The 17,872-nt window shown below is 64.5% G+C and carries 16 protein-coding genes; 5 read left to right on the top strand and 11 right to left on the bottom strand.

The window, feature by feature from the left end:
• Positions 1–166 precede the first annotated feature (166 nt).
• Positions 167–1,141, top strand: coding sequence for an AraC family transcriptional regulator (locus tag XH81_RS21855; RefSeq protein ID WP_049801883.1), 975 nt, complete (start codon positions 167–169; stop codon positions 1,139–1,141).
• 15 nt (positions 1,142–1,156) lie between these two features.
• On the opposite strand, the gene XH81_RS21850 is transcribed toward XH81_RS21855, so the two are convergent.
• The 7 genes from XH81_RS21850 to XH81_RS21820 all read right to left on the bottom strand — a co-directional run bounded on the left by XH81_RS21850 (position 1,157) and on the right by XH81_RS21820 (position 6,496).
• On the bottom strand, positions 1,157–1,477 hold the full coding sequence (locus XH81_RS21850) for a hypothetical protein (protein ID WP_028143809.1): 321 nt from the start codon (positions 1,475–1,477) through the stop codon (positions 1,157–1,159).
• Between the two features lie 152 nt (positions 1,478–1,629).
• Entirely contained in the window at positions 1,630–2,004 is a 375-nt protein-coding gene (locus tag XH81_RS21845; protein WP_028143810.1) for a hypothetical protein, read from the bottom strand.
• Positions 2,005–2,106: 102 nt separating this feature from the next.
• Positions 2,107–2,844 (bottom strand): AprI/Inh family metalloprotease inhibitor, encoded by a 738-nt coding sequence (locus XH81_RS21840; RefSeq protein ID WP_028143811.1) that lies wholly within the window; start codon positions 2,842–2,844, stop codon positions 2,107–2,109.
• Positions 2,844–3,833, bottom strand: coding sequence for a 2-hydroxyacid dehydrogenase (locus tag XH81_RS21835; protein WP_028143812.1), 990 nt, complete (start codon positions 3,831–3,833; stop codon positions 2,844–2,846). Before XH81_RS21835 ends, XH81_RS21840 begins: the two co-directional genes overlap by 1 nt.
• Entirely contained in the window at positions 3,833–4,651 is an 819-nt protein-coding gene (locus XH81_RS21830) for an ABC transporter permease (protein ID WP_028143813.1), read from the bottom strand. The genes XH81_RS21835 and XH81_RS21830 overlap by 1 nt, the downstream gene beginning before the upstream one ends.
• Positions 4,648–5,463: an ABC transporter ATP-binding protein gene (locus XH81_RS21825; protein WP_028143814.1), complete on the bottom strand. Its 816-nt coding sequence runs from the start codon at positions 5,461–5,463 to the stop codon at positions 4,648–4,650. Before XH81_RS21825 ends, XH81_RS21830 begins: the two co-directional genes overlap by 4 nt.
• Before the next feature lie 10 nt (positions 5,464–5,473).
• Entirely contained in the window at positions 5,474–6,496 is a 1,023-nt protein-coding gene (locus XH81_RS21820; RefSeq protein WP_028143815.1) for an ABC transporter substrate-binding protein, read from the bottom strand.
• 165 nt (positions 6,497–6,661) lie between these two features.
• Here XH81_RS21820 and XH81_RS21815 point away from each other — a divergent pair, with 165 nt between their 5' ends.
• The 3 genes from XH81_RS21815 (at position 6,662) to XH81_RS21805 (ending at position 10,236) form a co-directional block, all read left to right on the top strand.
• The gene (locus XH81_RS21815; RefSeq protein WP_028143816.1) at positions 6,662–7,468 is read left to right on the top strand and encodes a creatininase family protein; all 807 of its coding nucleotides are present in this window, start codon (positions 6,662–6,664) and stop codon (positions 7,466–7,468) included.
• 140 nt (positions 7,469–7,608) lie between these two features.
• The gene (locus XH81_RS21810) at positions 7,609–7,872 is read left to right on the top strand and encodes a hypothetical protein (RefSeq protein WP_028143817.1); all 264 of its coding nucleotides are present in this window, start codon (positions 7,609–7,611) and stop codon (positions 7,870–7,872) included.
• A 393-nt stretch (positions 7,873–8,265) separates the two neighbouring features.
• On the top strand, positions 8,266–10,236 hold the full coding sequence (locus tag XH81_RS21805) for a carbohydrate porin (RefSeq protein ID WP_028143818.1): 1,971 nt from the start codon (positions 8,266–8,268) through the stop codon (positions 10,234–10,236).
• Positions 10,237–10,450: 214 nt separating this feature from the next.
• Here XH81_RS21805 and XH81_RS21800 read toward each other — a convergent pair whose 3' ends face one another.
• Positions 10,451–12,526: a methyl-accepting chemotaxis protein gene (locus tag XH81_RS21800; RefSeq protein ID WP_028143819.1), complete on the bottom strand. Its 2,076-nt coding sequence runs from the start codon at positions 12,524–12,526 to the stop codon at positions 10,451–10,453.
• Between the two features lie 242 nt (positions 12,527–12,768).
• Here XH81_RS21800 and XH81_RS21795 point away from each other — a divergent pair, with 242 nt between their 5' ends.
• On the top strand, positions 12,769–14,064 hold the full coding sequence (locus XH81_RS21795) for a hemolysin family protein (RefSeq protein WP_028143820.1): 1,296 nt from the start codon (positions 12,769–12,771) through the stop codon (positions 14,062–14,064).
• A gap of 224 nt (positions 14,065–14,288) precedes the next feature.
• On the opposite strand, the gene XH81_RS21790 is transcribed toward XH81_RS21795, so the two are convergent.
• The 3 genes from XH81_RS21790 to XH81_RS21780 form a co-directional block, all read right to left on the bottom strand.
• Complete coding sequence (locus XH81_RS21790) at positions 14,289–14,528, bottom strand: PilZ domain-containing protein (protein WP_018316424.1); 240 nt, start codon at positions 14,526–14,528, stop codon at positions 14,289–14,291.
• 103 nt (positions 14,529–14,631) lie between these two features.
• Complete coding sequence (locus tag XH81_RS21785) at positions 14,632–16,344, bottom strand: FMN-binding glutamate synthase family protein (protein ID WP_028143821.1); 1,713 nt, start codon at positions 16,342–16,344, stop codon at positions 14,632–14,634.
• Between the two features lie 398 nt (positions 16,345–16,742).
• Positions 16,743–17,516, bottom strand: a complete 774-nt coding sequence (locus XH81_RS21780; protein ID WP_028143822.1) for a ferredoxin--NADP reductase — start codon at positions 17,514–17,516, stop codon at positions 16,743–16,745.
• Between the last annotated feature and the right edge of the window lie 356 nt (positions 17,517–17,872).

Genomic DNA, 17,872 nt, shown 5'->3' with positions numbered 1-17,872 from the left:
GCAATATCCATGAGCTGCACTGTTGAGGCTTCCGTGCAACATAACGGCGCGACACCGCACTGAAGTGCTCTTTTACGAACGGAATTATTGCTTTTCGCGAATAGCGCTCGGCACCAAGTTCCAATATGCTCGATGTCGCCAGCCCTCACTGCGGACTCCAATGTAAATGCAAAGAATCTCGTTTGACTCCGCCGATCTTCCCGGCGACGAGCGGCTGCGCAAAGATCGCTGGGTCGATTCACTGTCATCCGGTTACGTGCGTCTGCGCGCCGACGCCAGGCCCAACGTGCCCTTCGACGGCCAGCTCAAGATCATGCTGCTCGGCCAAGCCGCGATTGGTCGCATTTGCGGGACCGTGAAGACCATTTCGCGCGGAGCCGCGGAAATCGCCATCGAGAACACCGACAATGCCGTGCTTCTGCTCAATAGCGGAACGGACGAAATGCTCGTTGAGCAAAGCGGCAAGAGCGTTGCCTGCACCGCCGGTGCTGCGGTGCTTATCGAACAGTGCGTGCCGTCGACCATCAATGTAAGTGCGCAGCATCACTGCAATTTCATGGCAATTCAATTGCCGCGCCAGCAGCTGCGTGGCCAGACGTGCAACGTCGAAGATCGATTCATGACGCCGATTCCGGCATCGGCTTCGGCGCCGGCGCTGGCATACGCTTACGTCGAGACGCTGCTGAAGCTATCCGGCGCCGCGGAGCAAGCCGATATCCCGCGTTTTGCCGCCGACCACATCGCCGATCTCGTCGTGGCTGCAGTGGCCCTCAAGACCTTGCATCAGGAGACACAGGCGCCGAGTTTGCGAGCGGCTCGGTTTGAGACCGTCCGGCGCGAGCTTGATCGCAATTTCATGATGCCCGGCTTTTCCTTGACGGCGCTCGCACGCCGCCTTCTGGTTTCGCCGCGCTATGTGCAGGCGCTCTTCTCCGAAGCCGGAACGTCGTTCACCGGTGAACTGACCACTCGCCGCCTGATGCGGGCTCACGAGATGCTGGCGTCGCCGCACTACGCACATATGAAGGTCATGGACGTCGCCTACGAGTGTGGATTCCCGACAGTATCGCACTTTCATCGCATTTTCCGGCGCCACTTCGATGCGACACCAGGCGAAGTGCGCGACAGAGCGATCACATAAGTCGCGCTGGCCGGCTCAGTAGCAATACCTGTGACCGACCCGGACGTAGTAGCCGTCCGGCCTCTGCATGTAGCAGCCGCGCTGATAGGCGTAGTAGCCGGAGCGGCGGCGCTCGCCTTCGGAGGCGATCGCGGCGCCCGTGCCGGCACCGACGACGGCACCGATGGCAGCCCCCCTGCCTCCGCCGAGCGCACCGCCGAGGATCGCCCCGCCGACGCCGCCGATGATCGCGCCGCCGATGGCATCCTGGGCCGCCGCCTCATGCGCCGGCACCGCCATCGCAACCGTCAAACAGGCCGCGATTCCAAAACTTCCAATGCGAAGACCTCGAAGCATGCTCGCCCTCCCTGTGGTGGAGGGAGTCATAGCCCCGGGCGAGGATTCGGGCCAGACAAATTGCCGGCACGGCGGCCCGCGATGGCCGGAGGCGCAGCGCGAAGACGGCTCAAACCGCGCCGCGTACGATGCACCGGCCGGCCGATTGGACGTCAAGCATCGACCCAGCGCTGCACGGCCTCGACGGTATCGGCGGGCGTGGTGTTGAAGCAGATCGCAGCGTCCGGCGCGAGGCGATGGACGAGGTTGAGCACCTTCTCGAACAGCACGAGGCGCTCCTTCGGCTCGCGCAGGCCGGCGCCGATCACGATGCAGTCGAAACGCTCGTCGCGCAGCGCCGCCGTGACGCCGGCTTCCGCGGTGGCGTCGAGATCGATCAGGCAGCTCGTGACCTCGAAGCCGAGATCGCGCAGGCGCAACAGCTGCGCCTCGATGTAGGTTCGCACGAGCTCCGGCGTGAGCTGCGGGAATGCGCTGTAGTCGGCACTGCCGGGTTCGATGCCGATCGCGAGGACGCGTTTGGCCATGCCGGATCTCCCAACGAAATCGCCTCTTCCGTCAACGAGATGCCCGGTCTGCAGGTTCCGCCTCCGCGTGGCGCCATTCGGCGGCAGCGAATGTGGGCCCGCCTACTGACGCAGCATGATCAGGGGATCGGCGGTATCGGGGACGCGCCGCCACTGCGCATTGTCGTCGGCCTCGAACTGCCAGACGTTGCCCGACTTCGACATCAGGATGATCTGGCCGCGCTCGAGCCGCCATTGCGTCGGGTTGAACTGCGCGATGGCCGCGTCGCATTTCGGCTTGAGGAAGACCTGGAAATTGTCCTGGCCGGCTTCCGTGTTGGTCAGCGTCAGCCCGCAGACCGGCTGGCCGTTGCCGCGCACCATCGACCAGTCGCCGATCATCTGGTCCATCGACTTGGCCATCGAGCGGGCGGCGGCGAGATCCTGCAGGATGTAGACGCCCTCGCCCTGGCGCAGGCCTTCGAAGATGCCGGCCTCGACCTCGGTGAAGTCGATCACGGCTTCACCGGTCGCGTCCTGCAGGCGGACGATGTCGAGGCCCCTGACGCTCCAGGCGACGATGTCCTTGGTGAAGGGCAGCGCCGCCTTGCAGGCCGGCTCCAGTTCGAGCTTGAAGCCCTGCCCCGCGGCGTCGCCCTTCATCGTGACGACGCAGGTCTTGCTGCGCTCGGTGGTCGAGAGCTCCCACTGCCCGAGCATCTCTTTCTTCAGGGTCGTCGTATCCTGCGCATGCGCCGGCCTCGTCTGAGCAACGCCGATCGCGGCCAAGGAGGCCGCGACGGCGCCGATCGCGGCCAAATAGGCCGCGACGGCGGATGCAACGACCCGAAGACTTCGCATCAGCGCCCCTTGAATGGCGTTTCGGCAACCGGCGTCAACGGCGCCTTGCCCGAGAACCATGACTTGAGGTTGTCGACCACGAGCTGGTCCATCGCGTTGCGCGTCACCACCGAGGCCGAGCCGATATGCGGCAGCAGCACGACGTTCTGCATCGCCTTGAGCTCGTCCGGCACGGTCGGCTCGGCCGCGAACACGTCGAGGCCGGCGGCGAGGATGGTGCCCGACTTGAGGGCCTGCACAAGCGCCGGCTCGTCGACCACCGAGCCGCGCGCGACGTTGACCAGCACGCCGCGCGGGCCGAGCGCCTTGAACACCTCGGCATTGATCATCTTGTTGGTCGAGGCGCCGCCGGGCACGATCACCATCAGCGTATCCACCGCCTTCGCCATCTCGATCAGATCGGGATAGTGCTTGTAGGAGACGTCCTTGGACGGATTGCGCGAGTGGTAGACCACCGGCACCAGCGAGGCGTCGAGCCGGCGCGCGATGGCCTGGCCGATCCGGCCCATGCCGACGATGCCGACCTTGCGGTCGCGCAGCGAGCCGACGCTGAGCGGATAGTTCTGCGTCTGCCAGAGGCCGGAACGCACATACCGATCGGCCTTGATGAACTCGCGCAAGGTGGAGATCAGCAGGCCCATCGCGACGTCGGCGACCTCCTCGGTCAGCACGTCGGGCGTGTTGGTGACGATGATGTTGTGCTCGGCCGCGTATTTGGCGTCGATATGGTCGTAGCCGACGCCGAAGCTCGCCACCATCTCGATCTTGGGCAGTTGCGACAGCGACTCCTTGTCGGCACGGACGGTGTGATAGGTCACGGCGACGCCGCGGATTTTTTCGCGGATCGCCGGCGTCAGCCGCTCGAGGTCGCCGCGCGTCTCGGCCTTGTGCACGACGAAATGGTCGGAAAACCCGTTCTCGAGGATCGGCCGCACCGGCCCATAGATCAGAAGGTCGATCTTCTCGGACGAAATCGAACCGGCAGCCATCAGTTTTCCTTTCCAAGCGCGCTTTCGTGCCAGCGCCGTAAAACGAGGTGGGAAACTACCGCCAGCACCCCATAGATGACAATCCCGGCCAGCGATAACAAAAGCAGCGCTGCGAACATGCGGGGTATGTTCAATCGATAGCCGGACTCGGCGATCCTGTAGGCGAGCCCCGAGCCGGCACCGGCTGTTCCCGCCGCGATCTCCGCCACGACCGCGCCGATCAGCGACAGGCCGCCGGCGATGCGCAAGCCGCCGAGAATGTAGGGCAACGCCGCGGGCAGCTTGAGAAAGCGCAGCGTCTGCGGCTTTGAGGCGCCATAGAGCTGGAACAGGCCGGCAAGGTTGCGATCGACCGAATTGAGCCCAAGGGTGGTGTTGGACAGCACCGGGAAAAAGGCGACGATGAAGGCACAAACCACCACCGCGGTCTGCTGCTCCAGGTAGATCAGGAGCAGCGGCGCGACCGCGATCACCGGGGTGACCTGCAGGACGATGGCGTAGGGGAATAGCGAATATTCCACCCATTTCGACTGGTTGAACAACAGCGCCAGCGCGATGCCGCCGATGCTGGCCGCGGCAAAACCTTCGAGCGTGGTCAGAAGCGTGGTGGCGAGCGATTGTGACAGCACTGCCCAGTCCTTGATCAGCGTCAGGACGATGACGGAGGGCGCCGGCAGCACGTAAGGCGGGATGTCCTTGATGCGAACCAAGAGTTCCCAGGCGAGCATGCCGGCCGCGAACACGATGACGGGAAGCACGAAACGCATCGCGCGTTGTGCGCCTCGCGGTTTTGCAGTGACGGCCGCCTGCGCGCTCATAAGGTCGACTGCCCCGAATAAGACGGAGCCAGCGCAGCCGACACCTTCCGGCAATAATCCGAATAGGCCGCGGAGGTGCGAAACGCCTCGCCGCGCGGCTCGACCGTCTCGATGCGGATGTCGGCCTGGATGCGGCCGGGCCGCGCCGTCATGACCACTACGCGCTGCGACAGATAGACGGATTCGAACACCGAATGGGTGACGAAGATGACGGTCTTGCCGAGGCTGCGCCACAGCGCGAGCAGATCATTGTTGAGGCGGAAGCGCGTGATCTCGTCGAGCGCGGCGAACGGCTCGTCCATCAAAAGGATATCCGGATCGGTGACGAGCGCGCGCGCCAGCGACACCCGCATCTTCATGCCGCCGGAGAGCTCACGCGGAAAGGCATCGGCGAAATCGGCGAGCCCGACGCTGGCCAGCGCCGCGTCGGCACGCCCGCGCGCCTCCGCCTTCGGCACGCCCGCCAGCTTCAGCGGCAGCCGCACATTCTCGCGCACGCTGGTCCAGGGCATCAAGGTGGGCTCCTGAAACACGAAGCCGATACCGTGACCCGGCTGTACCACGCCCTCGTGATGGGCCACCCGCACGATGCCTGACGACGGCGCGCTGAGCTCCGCGATCAACCGCAGCACCGTCGACTTGCCGCAACCGGACGGGCCCAGCAGCGAGATGAACTCGCCCTTGCGGACAGTGAGGTCGAACGGGCCGAGCGCCATGACGCCATTGTCATAGGTCTTCGTCACGCCGCGCAGGCTGACGGCGAGATGCGTCAGGCCGGCGTCGGCCGCGGACGAGATTTTGCCTGATGACATCGAGCTTGCGCTACGGCTTGCTCGGGCGCAGCTCGACGCCGACGCCCTTGTTGACGAAGCGCAGCGTGTAGGATTTGCGGAAGTCGAGTTCGGGCCTCAAGACGCCGGCCTTGACCATCTTGTTGAAGAAGGAGGTGTAGCGCTCGTCGCTCATCGCGCCGATGCCGTTCTTCAGGCTGTCGCCGGAATCGACGATGCCATGCTCCTTCATCTTGGCGACGGAATAGGCGAGCAGGTCGTCGGTCATTTCCGGATTGAGCTTCTTGATCATGGCGTTGCCGGCGGAATTGTCGCGGTAGATGTAATTGTACCAGCCGATCATGGAGGCATCGACGAAACGCTGCACCAGGTCGGGCTTCTTCTCGACCACGTCGCGGCGGGTCTCGATCAAGGTCGAATAGGTGTTGAAGCCGTAATCGGCGAGCAGCAGCACGTTGGGCTTGAAGCCGGCGGCCTTCTCCACCGCGAACGGCTCGGAGGTGACGTAGCCCTGCATCGCGCTCTTGGGATTGGCGATGAAGGGTTGCGGATTGAAATTATAGGGCCGGACGTTCTTCTCGCTGAAGCCGTATTCGGACTTCAGCCACTGGAAATAGCTGCCCATGCCCTCCTTGGAGACGAACAGCGTCAGCGGCTTGAGATCCTCGATCTTGCTGACCTTGGCATCCGGCTGCGTCAGCATCACCTGCGGATCCTTCTGGAAGATCGCGGCGATGGTCACGACGGGAACGTTGTTGGCGACCGCGTCGAACGACATCAGCGTGTTCGCGGCCATGAAGAAATCGATCTTGCCGGCGATCAGCAGCATCCGGTTGTTCTCGTTCGGACCGCCGGGAACGATGGTGACGTCGAGGCCGTATTTCTTGTAGGTGCCGTCGGCGACCGCCTGGAAGAAGCCGCCGTGCTCGGCCTCGGCGACCCAGTTGGTGCCGAAGGTGACCTTGTCCAGCGTTTCGGCCCGCGCCGGGACGCTCCAGACCAGAGCGGCCATCAGGCCCGCAGTTAGCGCTCTGCGCAGATGAGAGGGGGTCATAATGGCACTCCGTCGATCGCTTCCAGCATAATCGCGTCTAGCTCGTGGCAGGCCAACGCGATAAAACCGCATGACGTCAGGGGACACGAGCCGGCCGGGCCCGCGTCCCCTGATAACCCAAATTACGTGACAAATTCGGGCAATGAAACCTCCAAAGAAAACTCAATGATGCCATCCCGCGACTGGACCGAGATCCGCTGGGTCGATGCGCCCCCCGCGGAGACGTCGCGATGGATCGCGGTGCTGCCGCTGGCGGCGACCGAGCAGCACGGCCCGCATTTGCCGCTCACCACCGACGTGCTGATCGCGGAGGCGTATCTTGCGCGCGTGCGGGAGCTTCTGCCCGACAACGTTCCGGCCAGTTTTCTTCCCGTCGAACCGGTCGGGATTTCCACCGAGCATATCGACTATCCCGGCACGCAGACGCTGCCGACTGAAACCGCGCTGAAGCGATGGACCGGGATCGGCGAGGAGGTCGCGCGGCGCGGCGTGAAGAAGCTCGTCATCATCACCAGCCATGGTGGCAACAGCGCGGCCATGATGCTGGTGGCGCAGGATCTGCGGGCGCATCAAAAAATGTTCGTGGTGACCACGTCATGGTCGCGGCTATCAGGCGCCGACACATTGTTCCCGGCCGACGAAGTGCGCCACGGCATTCATGGCGGCGCGGTCGAGACCTCGATCATGCTGGCGCGCTATCCCGATCAGGTGCGCAAGGATGCCATCGCGGATTTTCCTGCGAGCAGCATCGCACTGGAGCAGCAGTACCGCTGGCTGTCGACGCAGCGGCCCGCGCCGTTCGCCTGGCAGGCGCAGGATCTCAACGCCAGCGGCGCCGTCGGCAATGCGACATTGGCCGTCGCCGCGAAGGGCGAGCAGCTCATCGATCAAGGCGCCCGTGCTTTTTGCGAACTCCTGGGCGAGGTCGATAACTTCGACGTGAACAGGCTCGCCAAGGGGCCCCTCGGCTAACCAATATCCTATTGCAATCATTTACGAAAACTCCTCGCTCCGGGAGCGGATTCGCCGCATTCGAACCGGACGCGGGGAGCCTCCGTCAAACTGGGCACGCGGGCCACAGCGGACCGCCTCAACCCCGGATGGAGTTTCACATGTCGATCAAGACCAAGATTGCAGCTCTCGCTCTCGCGACCCTCGCCGTCACCGGCAGCATCGTGTCCACCACCTCCTCGGCCGAAGCCAAGCAGCCCGGTTGGGTCTGGGGTGTCGGTGCCGGCATCGCCACCGCCGCTGTCGTCGGCTCCGCGATCGCCGCCAACAACGACCCCTATTACTACGGCTATCACCGCTGCGGCTGGGTCGCCCAGTACAACGCCTTTGGCCAGTACGTTGGCCGCGTTCGTAGCTGCTACTGATCTGAGTACCTGAGGCCGATCTTACGTGGATCCTGCGTCCGACACGGGCGCCTCATCCACCCCGTGTCGTGCCCCGACCCCGCCCGGCTGTCCCCCCGGGCGGGGTCATTCTGTTTGGGCCGGGAATTTGTTGCCGTCCCGTCACACAGCGGTGCGAACCATTCCGTGCGCCAATCTTCACCAGTTGCTATTGCGAATTAATCGCAATAAGGTTCGAGACAGGCTCGGGAACTTGGGACGAAATCGCGTCGAATCGAGATCATCTCGACGACGCGAGCAACCAAGACCTGATGACAGGGCCGCCGCGAATCGGCAGGGATATCGCGACGGGTGGGACACATTCGCGTTTTGGGGGCGTGCGTTTTGACGTTGAGAAGTCACCGTTACAGATACTTGCGAACGGCCGCGGCGATTGCCTCGGGCGTGCTGGCTTTTCCCGCCGCGGGGCGCGCGGCCGATCTGCCGCTGAAGGCGCCGGCGCCGAGAGCGGTCTATGACTGGACCGGCCTCTATATCGGTGCGCATGCCGGCTATGGCCGCGGCTCGTCGCAGTTTGCGCTGAACGACGGCACAGGGATCAACGACAGCGGCGTCTTCAGCGGCATGATCGGCGGCGTGCAGGCGGGCTACAACTACCGCCTCAACTCCGGCTGGCTGGTCGGCGTCGAAGGCGATTTCACGTTCCCCAACTACATCACCTCGAATTCGATCGTCTCCTTCCTGACGACACCCGCCAACACTGTCACGCAGCAATGGGACTACACCGCCAGCCTGCGCGGCCGCGTCGGCTACACCAGCGGTCCGTGGCTGGTTTACGCCACCGGCGGCTTTGCCTGGATGGGCGAGCGCTATTTCGACACGCCGGCCTCCGGCGCCGAAGTCCCGAAAATCCTGAACACGCGGCCCGGCTGGATCGCGGGTGCCGGCGTCGAATACGGCTTCGCGCCGCATTGGAGCGCACGGCTCGAATATCTCTACAGCCGCTTCGACGGCGCCAATGTCGCCTTCTCCACGGGGGCCCAATACAGCTCTTCGTCGCTCGACTTCCAGCAGGTCAGGCTCGGCCTCAACCGCAAGGTCGATTGGCCGGGCATGCCGAGCTACAATCCGAACAGCTCGCTCATCGACACCGAATCGGATCGCTGGGAGATTCACGGCCAGAGCACCTATCTGCCGCAAGGCTATCCGTCGTTCCCCGCGCTCTACAGCGGAACGAACTCTCTCTCGCCGACGAGGCAGGCCAAGGCGACCTGGAGCAACAGCCTGTTCCTGAACGCGCGGCTGTGGGACGGCGGCGAGGTCTATTACAATCCCGAGCTGCTCCAGGGATTTGGCCTGAACGACACGGTCGGCGCGGCCGGCTTCCCGAACGGCGAAGCGCAGAAGTCGAACTTCCCCTATCCGCATTACAACACCTCGCGCCTGTTCGTGCGCCAGACCTTCGGCTTCGGCGGCGAGCAGGAAGAACTCGCCAGCGGCCAGTTGCAGCTGGGGCAAAAGGTCGACGTGTCCCGCCTCACCGTGCAGGCCGGCAAGTTCGCAGTGGTCGACGTGTTCGACGGCAATGCCTACGCCAAGGACACCCGCAGGGATTTCATGAACTGGTCGATCTGGGCCCCGGGCGCCTTCGACTATTCCGCCGACAAGGTCGGCCTTACCTACGGCGTCACCGCCGAGCTCAATCAGAAGCAATGGGCCCTGCGCGGCGGCTATTTCCTGATGGTCGCGGAGCCCAATTCAAATCATTTCGACACCAAGGTCGGGGAGCGCGGCCAGTACGTGATCGAGCTCGAGACGCGCTTCTCGCTGTTCGGCCAACCCGGCAAGCTCAGGACCATGGGCTGGCTCGACAGCGCCAACATGGGCAGCTTCCGCGAGACGCTGAACAATCCGGCGCTCAATCTCGACATCGCGCAGACCCGGCGCGGCCGCACCAAGGTCGGCTATGTCGTCAACCTCGAGCAGGCGATCACCGAAGATGTCGGACTGTTCGGCCGCTGGAGCTGGAACGACGGCAAGAGCGAAACGCTCGCCTTCACCGACATCAACCGCAGCCTGTCGGCTGGCCTTTCGATCAAGGGCACGAAATGGGGCCGGCCTGACGACGTGGTCGGCGTTGGCGGCGCGATCAACGCGATTTCGCAGGACTACCGGGACTTCCTCGCCGCAGGCGGCCTTGGCGTGCTGGTCGGCGACGGTGCGCTCAACTACCGCAAGGAGCGCATCCTCGAAACCTATTACGCCTATGCGCTGAACAAGAATCTCACCCTCACCGCCGACTACCAGCTCATCGTCAACCCCGCCTACAACGCAGATCGCGGACCGGTGTCGGTCATTTCCGGGCGGCTGCACGGGGAGTTCTGAGCGCAGTACGGCCCGGATGATGCGCGCGCCTCGTCCTTCGAGACGCCCGCTTCGCGGGTTCCTCAGGATGAGGCAAGCGACACCGGAGCTCATCGAAGCGCTCCGCACACTCCATCCTGAGGAGCGCGCACTTGCGCGCGTCTCGAAGGATGGGCCGCGGGCACGTCGCTCTTCGAATGCGATTGCTTCTCCCTGCAGCAGAGGCGCAGAAGTTCTACGCAGCGCGGATCGCGTCCAGGAACTTGCCGACCTCGACCTTGAGACGGCTGCTCTCGCCGGACAGCGATCTGGCCGAGGCGAGCACGTTGGAGGAGGCAGATCCGGTCTGGCTCGCGCCGCGCTGCACGTCGACGATGCTGGCGGAGACCTGCTGGGTGCCGCGGGCCGCCTGCTGCACGTTGCGGGAAATCTCCCGCGTCGCTGCGCCCTGCTCCTCCACCGCCGCGGCGATTGCGGATGCAATCTCGGACATGCGGGAGATGGTGTCACTGATCGACCTGATGGCGCCGACGGAGTCCTCCGTCGCGGTCTGGATTCCCGTGATCTGCTGGCTGATCTCGCCGGTGGCCTTGGCGGTCTGCTCGGCCAGCGCCTTGACCTCGGAGGCGACCACCGCAAAGCCGCGGCCGGCCTCGCCGGCGCGCGCCGCCTCGATGGTGGCGTTGAGAGCCAGAAGATTGGTCTGGCCTGCGATCTGGCTGATGAGCTCGACGACGTCGCCGATCCGCCCCGCGGCCTTGGCGAGCTCGCCGACATAATCGTTGGTCCGGCCCGCCTGCTGCACCGCTTCGCCGGCGATGCGCGCGGAATCCTGCACCTGCCGGCTGATCTCGTCGACCGACGAGGCCATCTCCTCGGCCGCCGCGGCAACGGTCTGCACGTTGGTGGAGGCCTGTTCGGAAGCGGCCGCGACGGTCGCGGTGACCTTTTCCGATTGATCGGCCGTGCTCGTCAGCGTTCCCGCGGACACTTCCAGCTCCGAGGAAGCCGACGACACCGTGTTGATCACGTCGCCGATCATGGCTTCGAAATCGCGCGCGATCTGGTCCATACGCTGGCTGCGCCGGAGCTTCGCGTCGGCCTCGACCGCGGCCGCCTCATCGGCGGCCTTCTTGGCGAGCAGTGAATCCTTGAAGTGCTGCAGCGAGCCCGCCATCTGGCCGATCTCGTCATTGCGGCCCGTCGCGGGAATCTCGACGTCGTGTTGTCCGGCAGCGAGCGTTGCGATCACGTCTGCGAGCCGGCTGAGCGGCGTCACCACGCGCCTGCGCAGCATCATGGTCACGCCACCGAGAGTCCCGAGCAGCGCCAGAACCACCACGCCTGCGAGCGCGAGCATCGCCAGTGCGCCATCGCGCGAGGCCGAGGCACGCTCGGAAGCTTCGGCTAATGCGGCATCGCGCACGCCGTAGAACATCTGGATGGCCGGCACGATGACCTTCGCCAGTTCGTCGGCGTTGCTGCTGTACTTGCCGTCACTCCGGGCTGCGGGAATCTCCTTGTCGACGGCGGCCGCAGCTTTTCCGAAATACGATTCCGTTGCCGCCTTCAGCGCGGTCGCGATGCGGGGGGGATTTCCGAGTTGGTCGATGCCTGCCTCGATGCGCTCGCGGTCGGCCTCCACGCGGCCTTGCATGCGATCCATCAGCGACAATTCGGTCGCCGTGAGCGGGCGGCTCGCGGACAGCGCCGGGGACAGCGTGGCCGCTCGGCTGCCGGCCGCGACACGCAGGTCCTGGGCCGTCCGCGCCAGGCTCAACAGCGCCGCGAGCGAGGAATCGGCGTTGATGACTTTCGCTTCGAGCCGGTTCATGACCGGCTCGATGTTGCCGATGACCTCGGCAACACCGGGGAGAAAGCCCTTGATCACAGCACCATCGCGCGCCGCCAGCGGGACGCTCATCGCGCGATCTGCCGCCGCGGTGACCTCCTTCAGCCGCCGTGCGGCACGGTCGAGATTCTCGACAATCGCTCCGCCGTCATCCAGCACCAGGATCGCGCGCCTTGCAGCCTCGAAGCCGGCCTCGGCGGCTTTCGCGGCCTTCCCGGCCGCTTCGATCTGGGCTGGCGTCGCCGCCGCTTCCTGGAAGATCGGACCGATATAGGGGGCGCGAAGGCCGGCGACGTGCTGACTGACCATCAGGGTCGCACCAAAGGCATCGACAGTCTTGATCGCGTCGGAGCGGTTCGTGAAGATGCGCGTCTGGGGTATCAGCACCTCGGCGCCGAGGATGACTGCAAATACCGTCACCGTCAGCATAGACAGCGCGAAAAGCTTCCCGATCCGCATCCCTGGGTCCCCCGAATACACTTCTGCAATGTCGAAAACCTAGCCGGGCGGCCACTAAGAGCCCGTTAAGCATCGGCATTCTCGTAGTTCCACGGGAGCTCGCGCAAGCGAGTCCAAGTCAGCGGCGACACGGTTCCCTCGGGGCGCCAAATGCGGCAAAATTGCCGGCATTTCTTCGCCGAATACCTATATCAAGGCGTGTGCCGTCCTATTCGGCCACACTCCCTTACCTCGGAACGTCAATGCTCTCGGTCGAACTCGTCATCGTCGTCGTCCTGATCGTCATCAACGGCCTCTTGTCCATGTCGGAGCTGGCCGTGGTCTCGTCCCGCCCGGCCCGGTTGTCGATGCTCGCCGCCAAGGGCGTGCGCGGCGCCGAGCGGGCGCTGACGCTGGCAGCCAATCCCGGCAAGTTCCTCTCGACGGTGCAGATCGGCATCACGCTGGTCGGCGTGCTCTCCGGCGCGTTCTCCGGCGCGACGCTCGGACAGCGGCTGACGCAATGGCTGCTCGAGCTCGGTCTATCCGCGGGAATTGCCGACATCGTCGGCGTCGGCATCGTCGTGACGCTGATCACCTACGCCACCCTGATCGTCGGTGAGCTGGTGCCGAAACAGGTGGCGCTGCGCGACCCCGAAAGCATCGCGGTCAGAGTCGCGCCCGCCATGCACGTGCTTGCGAAGGTCTCGCTGCCGCTGGTCTTTCTGCTCGATCTCTCGGGCAGGCTGATCCTCACGCTGCTCGGTCGCGGCGGCAAGGCCGAGGAGAAGGTCTCGGAGGACGAGATCCACCACCTCGTCAGCGAGGCCGAGAGCGCGGGCGTGCTCGAGCCCGGTGAGAAGGAGATGATCGCCGGCGTGATGCGGCTCGGCGACCGGCCGGTCGGCGCAGTGATGACGCCGCGCACGGAGGTCGACGAGATCGACCTCAACGACGATCCGGCGGCCATCCGGGAGATCATCGCCAAGAGCCCGCATTCGCGCTTTCCCGTCTCCGACGGCGACCGCGACAAGCCGATCGGCGTGCTCCAGGCCAAGGACCTGCTGATCGCCTATATGAACGAACGCACGCCGGACCTGCGCGCGCTGGTGCGCGAAGCGCCCGGCATCCCGGCGTCGGCAGACGCGCGCGACGTGCTGACCATCCTGAAGGCTGCGCCGGTCCACGTCGGTTTCGTCTACGACGAATATGGCGGCTTCGAAGGCATGGTGACGGCCGCCGACATCCTCGAATCGATCGTCGGCGCCTTCCATTCGGAGGCCGGACCGCCGGAGCCCGCCTTTGTCAGGCGCGCCGACGATTCGCTGCTGATCTCAGGCTGGATGCCGGTGGACGAATTCGGCGAATTGCTCGGCGTCGAATTGCCGCCGCACCGCTACAACACGGTGGCCGGCCTGGTGCTGCAACAGTTCAACGTGCTGCCCGACACCGGCGATGCCTTCGACTTCGGCGGCTGGCACATCGAGGTGGTCGATCTCGACGGGCGGCGGATCGACAAGATCCTGGCGAGCCGGTTGAGTGAGGTCGAGACGGGGTAGTTGATAGAGCGAGCCTCAACCACAGCTGTCGTCCCGGACAAGCGCGCTTCAAGCGCGCGCCGATCCGGGACCCATACTCCCGGAAGGCCGTTTGGCGAAGATTCGGAGTTGCCAGCTCGCGCGGCGACTTCTCCCTGTGGTTATGGGTCCCGGGTTCGCGACTTTGTCGCGCCCCGGGACGACAGCGGTGTTTGCAGCGCGAACTCACCTCGCGCCAACTCACCTCACCCGAACCTCACGCCGATCCGCTTCTCCTTGCGCCAGATCACGGTGCACGACAGATGCGTTCCGTCCGCTTGGACGAACAGGGTGAAATGCTCGGGAATGCCGACCGGGCTGGTGACGTCGAGCGCAGCGCCGGTGTCGGACAGGTTGCGGACGGTGCAGTCGATCGCGCCGCCGCCGAACTCGATCGTTCCGGCCTTCAGCACGCGATGTCTCGCCTTGTCGCGCCGTTCGTCCATGGGCACAATCTACACCCAAAGTTGAACAAAATCTTGAATGCCAGCTCCGCTCGCGACGAATATGCGCGGGCCGGGCCGGTGCCGCCACCGGCCGAGCGATGCCCTATGGCGCCGGCTGGAACGTTTCCGCCTGCGCCATCCGCCAGGCGTCGCGGAAGCGCGGGTCTTCGGTGCCTTCGAGCAGCTCGCCAGGACGCAGCGCCGGATAGAGCTGCGCAAAGGATCTCACATCGGTGGTCGAGGTGCGCTGGGTGAAGTGAATCGGGCGCAGCTGCTGCGGATGCTCGAGGCCTGCCGCGGCGATCAGCTCGGTCAGCGAATGCAGCGTCGCGTGGTGATAATTGTGCACGCGGTCGATCTTGAGCGGCACGTAGAGCGCACGCGCGCGCGTCGGATCCTGCGTCGCCACCCCGGTCGGGCAGCGGTCGGTGTGGCAGCTCAGCGACTGGATGCAGCCGAGCGAGAACATGAAGCCGCGCGCCGAATTGCAATAGTCGGCGCCGATCGCCATCGCGCGCGCCATGTCGAAGGCGGTGGCGATCTTGCCGGACGCGCCGATCTTGATGCGGTCGCGCGCATTGATGCCGATCAGCGCGTTGTGGACGAAGTTGACGCCCTCGCGCATCGGCATGCCCAGATGGTCCATGAATTCCAGCGGCGCCGCCCCGGTGCCGCCTTCGTTGCCGTCGACGACGATGAAATCCGGATAGATGCCGGTCTGAAGCATCGCCTTGCAGATCGCCAGGAATTCCCAGGGATGGCCGATGCACAGCTTGAAGCCGGCGGGCTTGCCGCCCGACAGGCGGCGCATCTCGGCGATGAACTGCATCATGCCGGCCGGGGTGGAGAAGGCGCGATGCGAGGCCGGCGAGATGCAGTCCTCGCCCATCGCGACGCCGCGGATCTTGGAGATCTCCTCCGAGACCTTTGCCGCCGGCAGCACGCCGCCATGGCCGGGCTTGGCGCCCTGGCTGACCTTGAGCTCGACCATCTTGATCTGGTCGTCACCGGCGACGCGCGCGAACGCTTCGGGATCGAAGGTGCCGTCGAGATGACGGCAGCCGAAATAGCCGGAGCCGATCTCCCAGATGATGTCGCCGCCCATCTCGCGGTGATAGGGGCTGACGCCGCCCTCGCCGGTGTCGTGCGCGAAGCCGCCCTTCCTGGCGCCGGCATTGAGCGCGCGCACTGCGTTGGGGCTGAGGGCGCCAAAGCTCATCGCGGAAATGTTGAACACCGAGGCCGAATAGGGCTTCTTGCAGTCGGGGCCGCCGATGCTGATGCGGAATTTCTCCTCGGCATGCGCCTTCGGCGACACCGAGTGGTGCATCCACTCGTAGCCCTGGCGGTAGACGTCCTCCTGGGTGCCGAACGGACGCTTGTCGAGTTCCATCTTGGCGCGCTGATAGACCACCGCGCGGGTGTCGCGCGAGAACGGCATGCCGTCCTTCTCGCTCTCGAAGAAATACTGCCGCATCTCCGGGCGGATCTCTTCGAGCAGGAAGCGGATATGCGCCGAAATCGGATAGTTGCGCAGCACCGCGTGGCTCTTCTGCAGGAGATCGCGGACGCCGAGCAGCGTCAGCGCGCCGAAGATCAGGATCGGCACCAGCAGGATGTCGAAGATCTTGCGGTCGGCGATACCGATACCGATCAGGAGCGCGGTGACGACTGCGCAGATCGTCAGCACGATGAAGCGCGGCGAGAATGGCAGCAGCAGGGTCTCCATGATCCCCTCCTCCGCCAGCGGCAGGCGTTTGTGGGATGAGTGTTGGGAGAAGTCCTGCGTCTTGGTGTCGTCGGCCACGATTCCCATCCTCTCGCCAGCAATGAGGCGGTACGATACGCCCTTGCCTGTCATACGGATATGACGCGGCCCTTGTTTCAGGCTAGCGAATTCGGCCGAGACAGATCAACCAGCCCGATGGGCGGGTTTTGCAGTGCAGCAGAGGGGTGGTGGAGGGGCGGCGGACGCTGGGCCCTTAATGGCCGCGCGTGGGGTCACACTGGATTCCCCAATCTCAGCTGTCGTCCCGGGCAAGCGTAAGCGCAGACCCGGGACCCATAACCACAGGATGTCGTGGTGAGAGAAGACTGTCACTCCGACCCTACGCATAACCACGGCCTGTGGTTATGGGTCCCGGATCGGCGCTCCGCTTGTCCGGGACGACGAGTTGAGTGTGGCGCGCGATTACGCCGCCTCTTCAAAAGAGCTTAGCGCTCGACGAATGCCTTCTCGATCACGAAATGGCCAGGCTTGTTGCCGCTTCCTTCGATGAAATCACGGCCTTCGAACATCACCTTCAGCTCTTCGAGCATCCCCGGGCTGCCGCACATCATGATGCGGTCCGTGGCGATGTCGAGGGGCGATTGCCCGATATCGTTGAAGATCTGCTCGGAGTTGATGAGGTCGGTGATGCGGCCGCGGTTCTTGAACGGCTCGCGGGTCACGGTCGGGTAGTAGATCAGCTTGTCCGCGAGCAGCTCGCCGAACAGCTCGTCCTCGCGCAAGGAAGCGACCAGCTTCTCGCCATAGGCGAGCTCGGAGACCTGGCGGCAGCCATGCACCAGCACGATCGACTCGAACTGGTCATAGACCTCGGGGTCCTTGATCAGGCTCGCGAACGGCGCGAGGCCCGTTCCGGTCGAGAGCAGCATCAGCCGCTTGCCGGGAAGGAGGTTATCGGTGATCAGCGTGCCGGTCGCCTTGCGGCCGACCAGGATGGTGTCGCCCTCTTTGATCTTCTGCAGGCGCGAGGTCAGCGGGCCGTCCTGAACCTTGATCGAGAAGAACTCGAGCTCTTCCTCGTGATTGGCGCTCGCCATGCTGTAGGCGCGCAGCAGCGGACGGCCGTCGATCTCGAGGCCGATCATCGCGAACTGGCCGTTCTGGAAACGGAAGCCGGTATCGCGCGTGGCGCGGAAGCTGAACAGCGTGTCGGTCCAGTGCTGGACGGAAAGAACCTTCTCTCGGTAAAACGCGCTCATGATTTTCGATATTCCGAATAATTGCGGTTTTAGGGCAAAAGCGTTGCCCGGCCCTGAAAGCGGGGCGGTCACCATTGCCATGGCGGAGGATTTCGCGTGTGTGATCTACGCCATTGAGACCAATAATCAACCTCGTTCCGGATGCAATTGATGCCGGTCAAACCGGCATTTGCGGCGGAATTGGCCATATTGTTAATGAATCTGCTGCCGGGCGCGCGCGGCGGGCAATTTCTTTTCCCTGCAGCGTTCGAATGCAGCACTTAATTTCCATCGCGCTCGCGAGAATTTCATTAAGAATAGCTCTGACTTTCACCCTGGTTCGGCGCCGTTTCCCGCATTTTTGCGGCTTTTGGCGC

This window comes from Bradyrhizobium sp. CCBAU 25360 (assembly GCF_028128695.1).
Taxonomy (GTDB): domain Bacteria; phylum Pseudomonadota; class Alphaproteobacteria; order Rhizobiales; family Xanthobacteraceae; genus Bradyrhizobium; species Bradyrhizobium ottawaense.
Note: the sequence above shows the minus strand (reverse complement) of the source record. Positions and strands in the feature narration are given on the sequence as shown.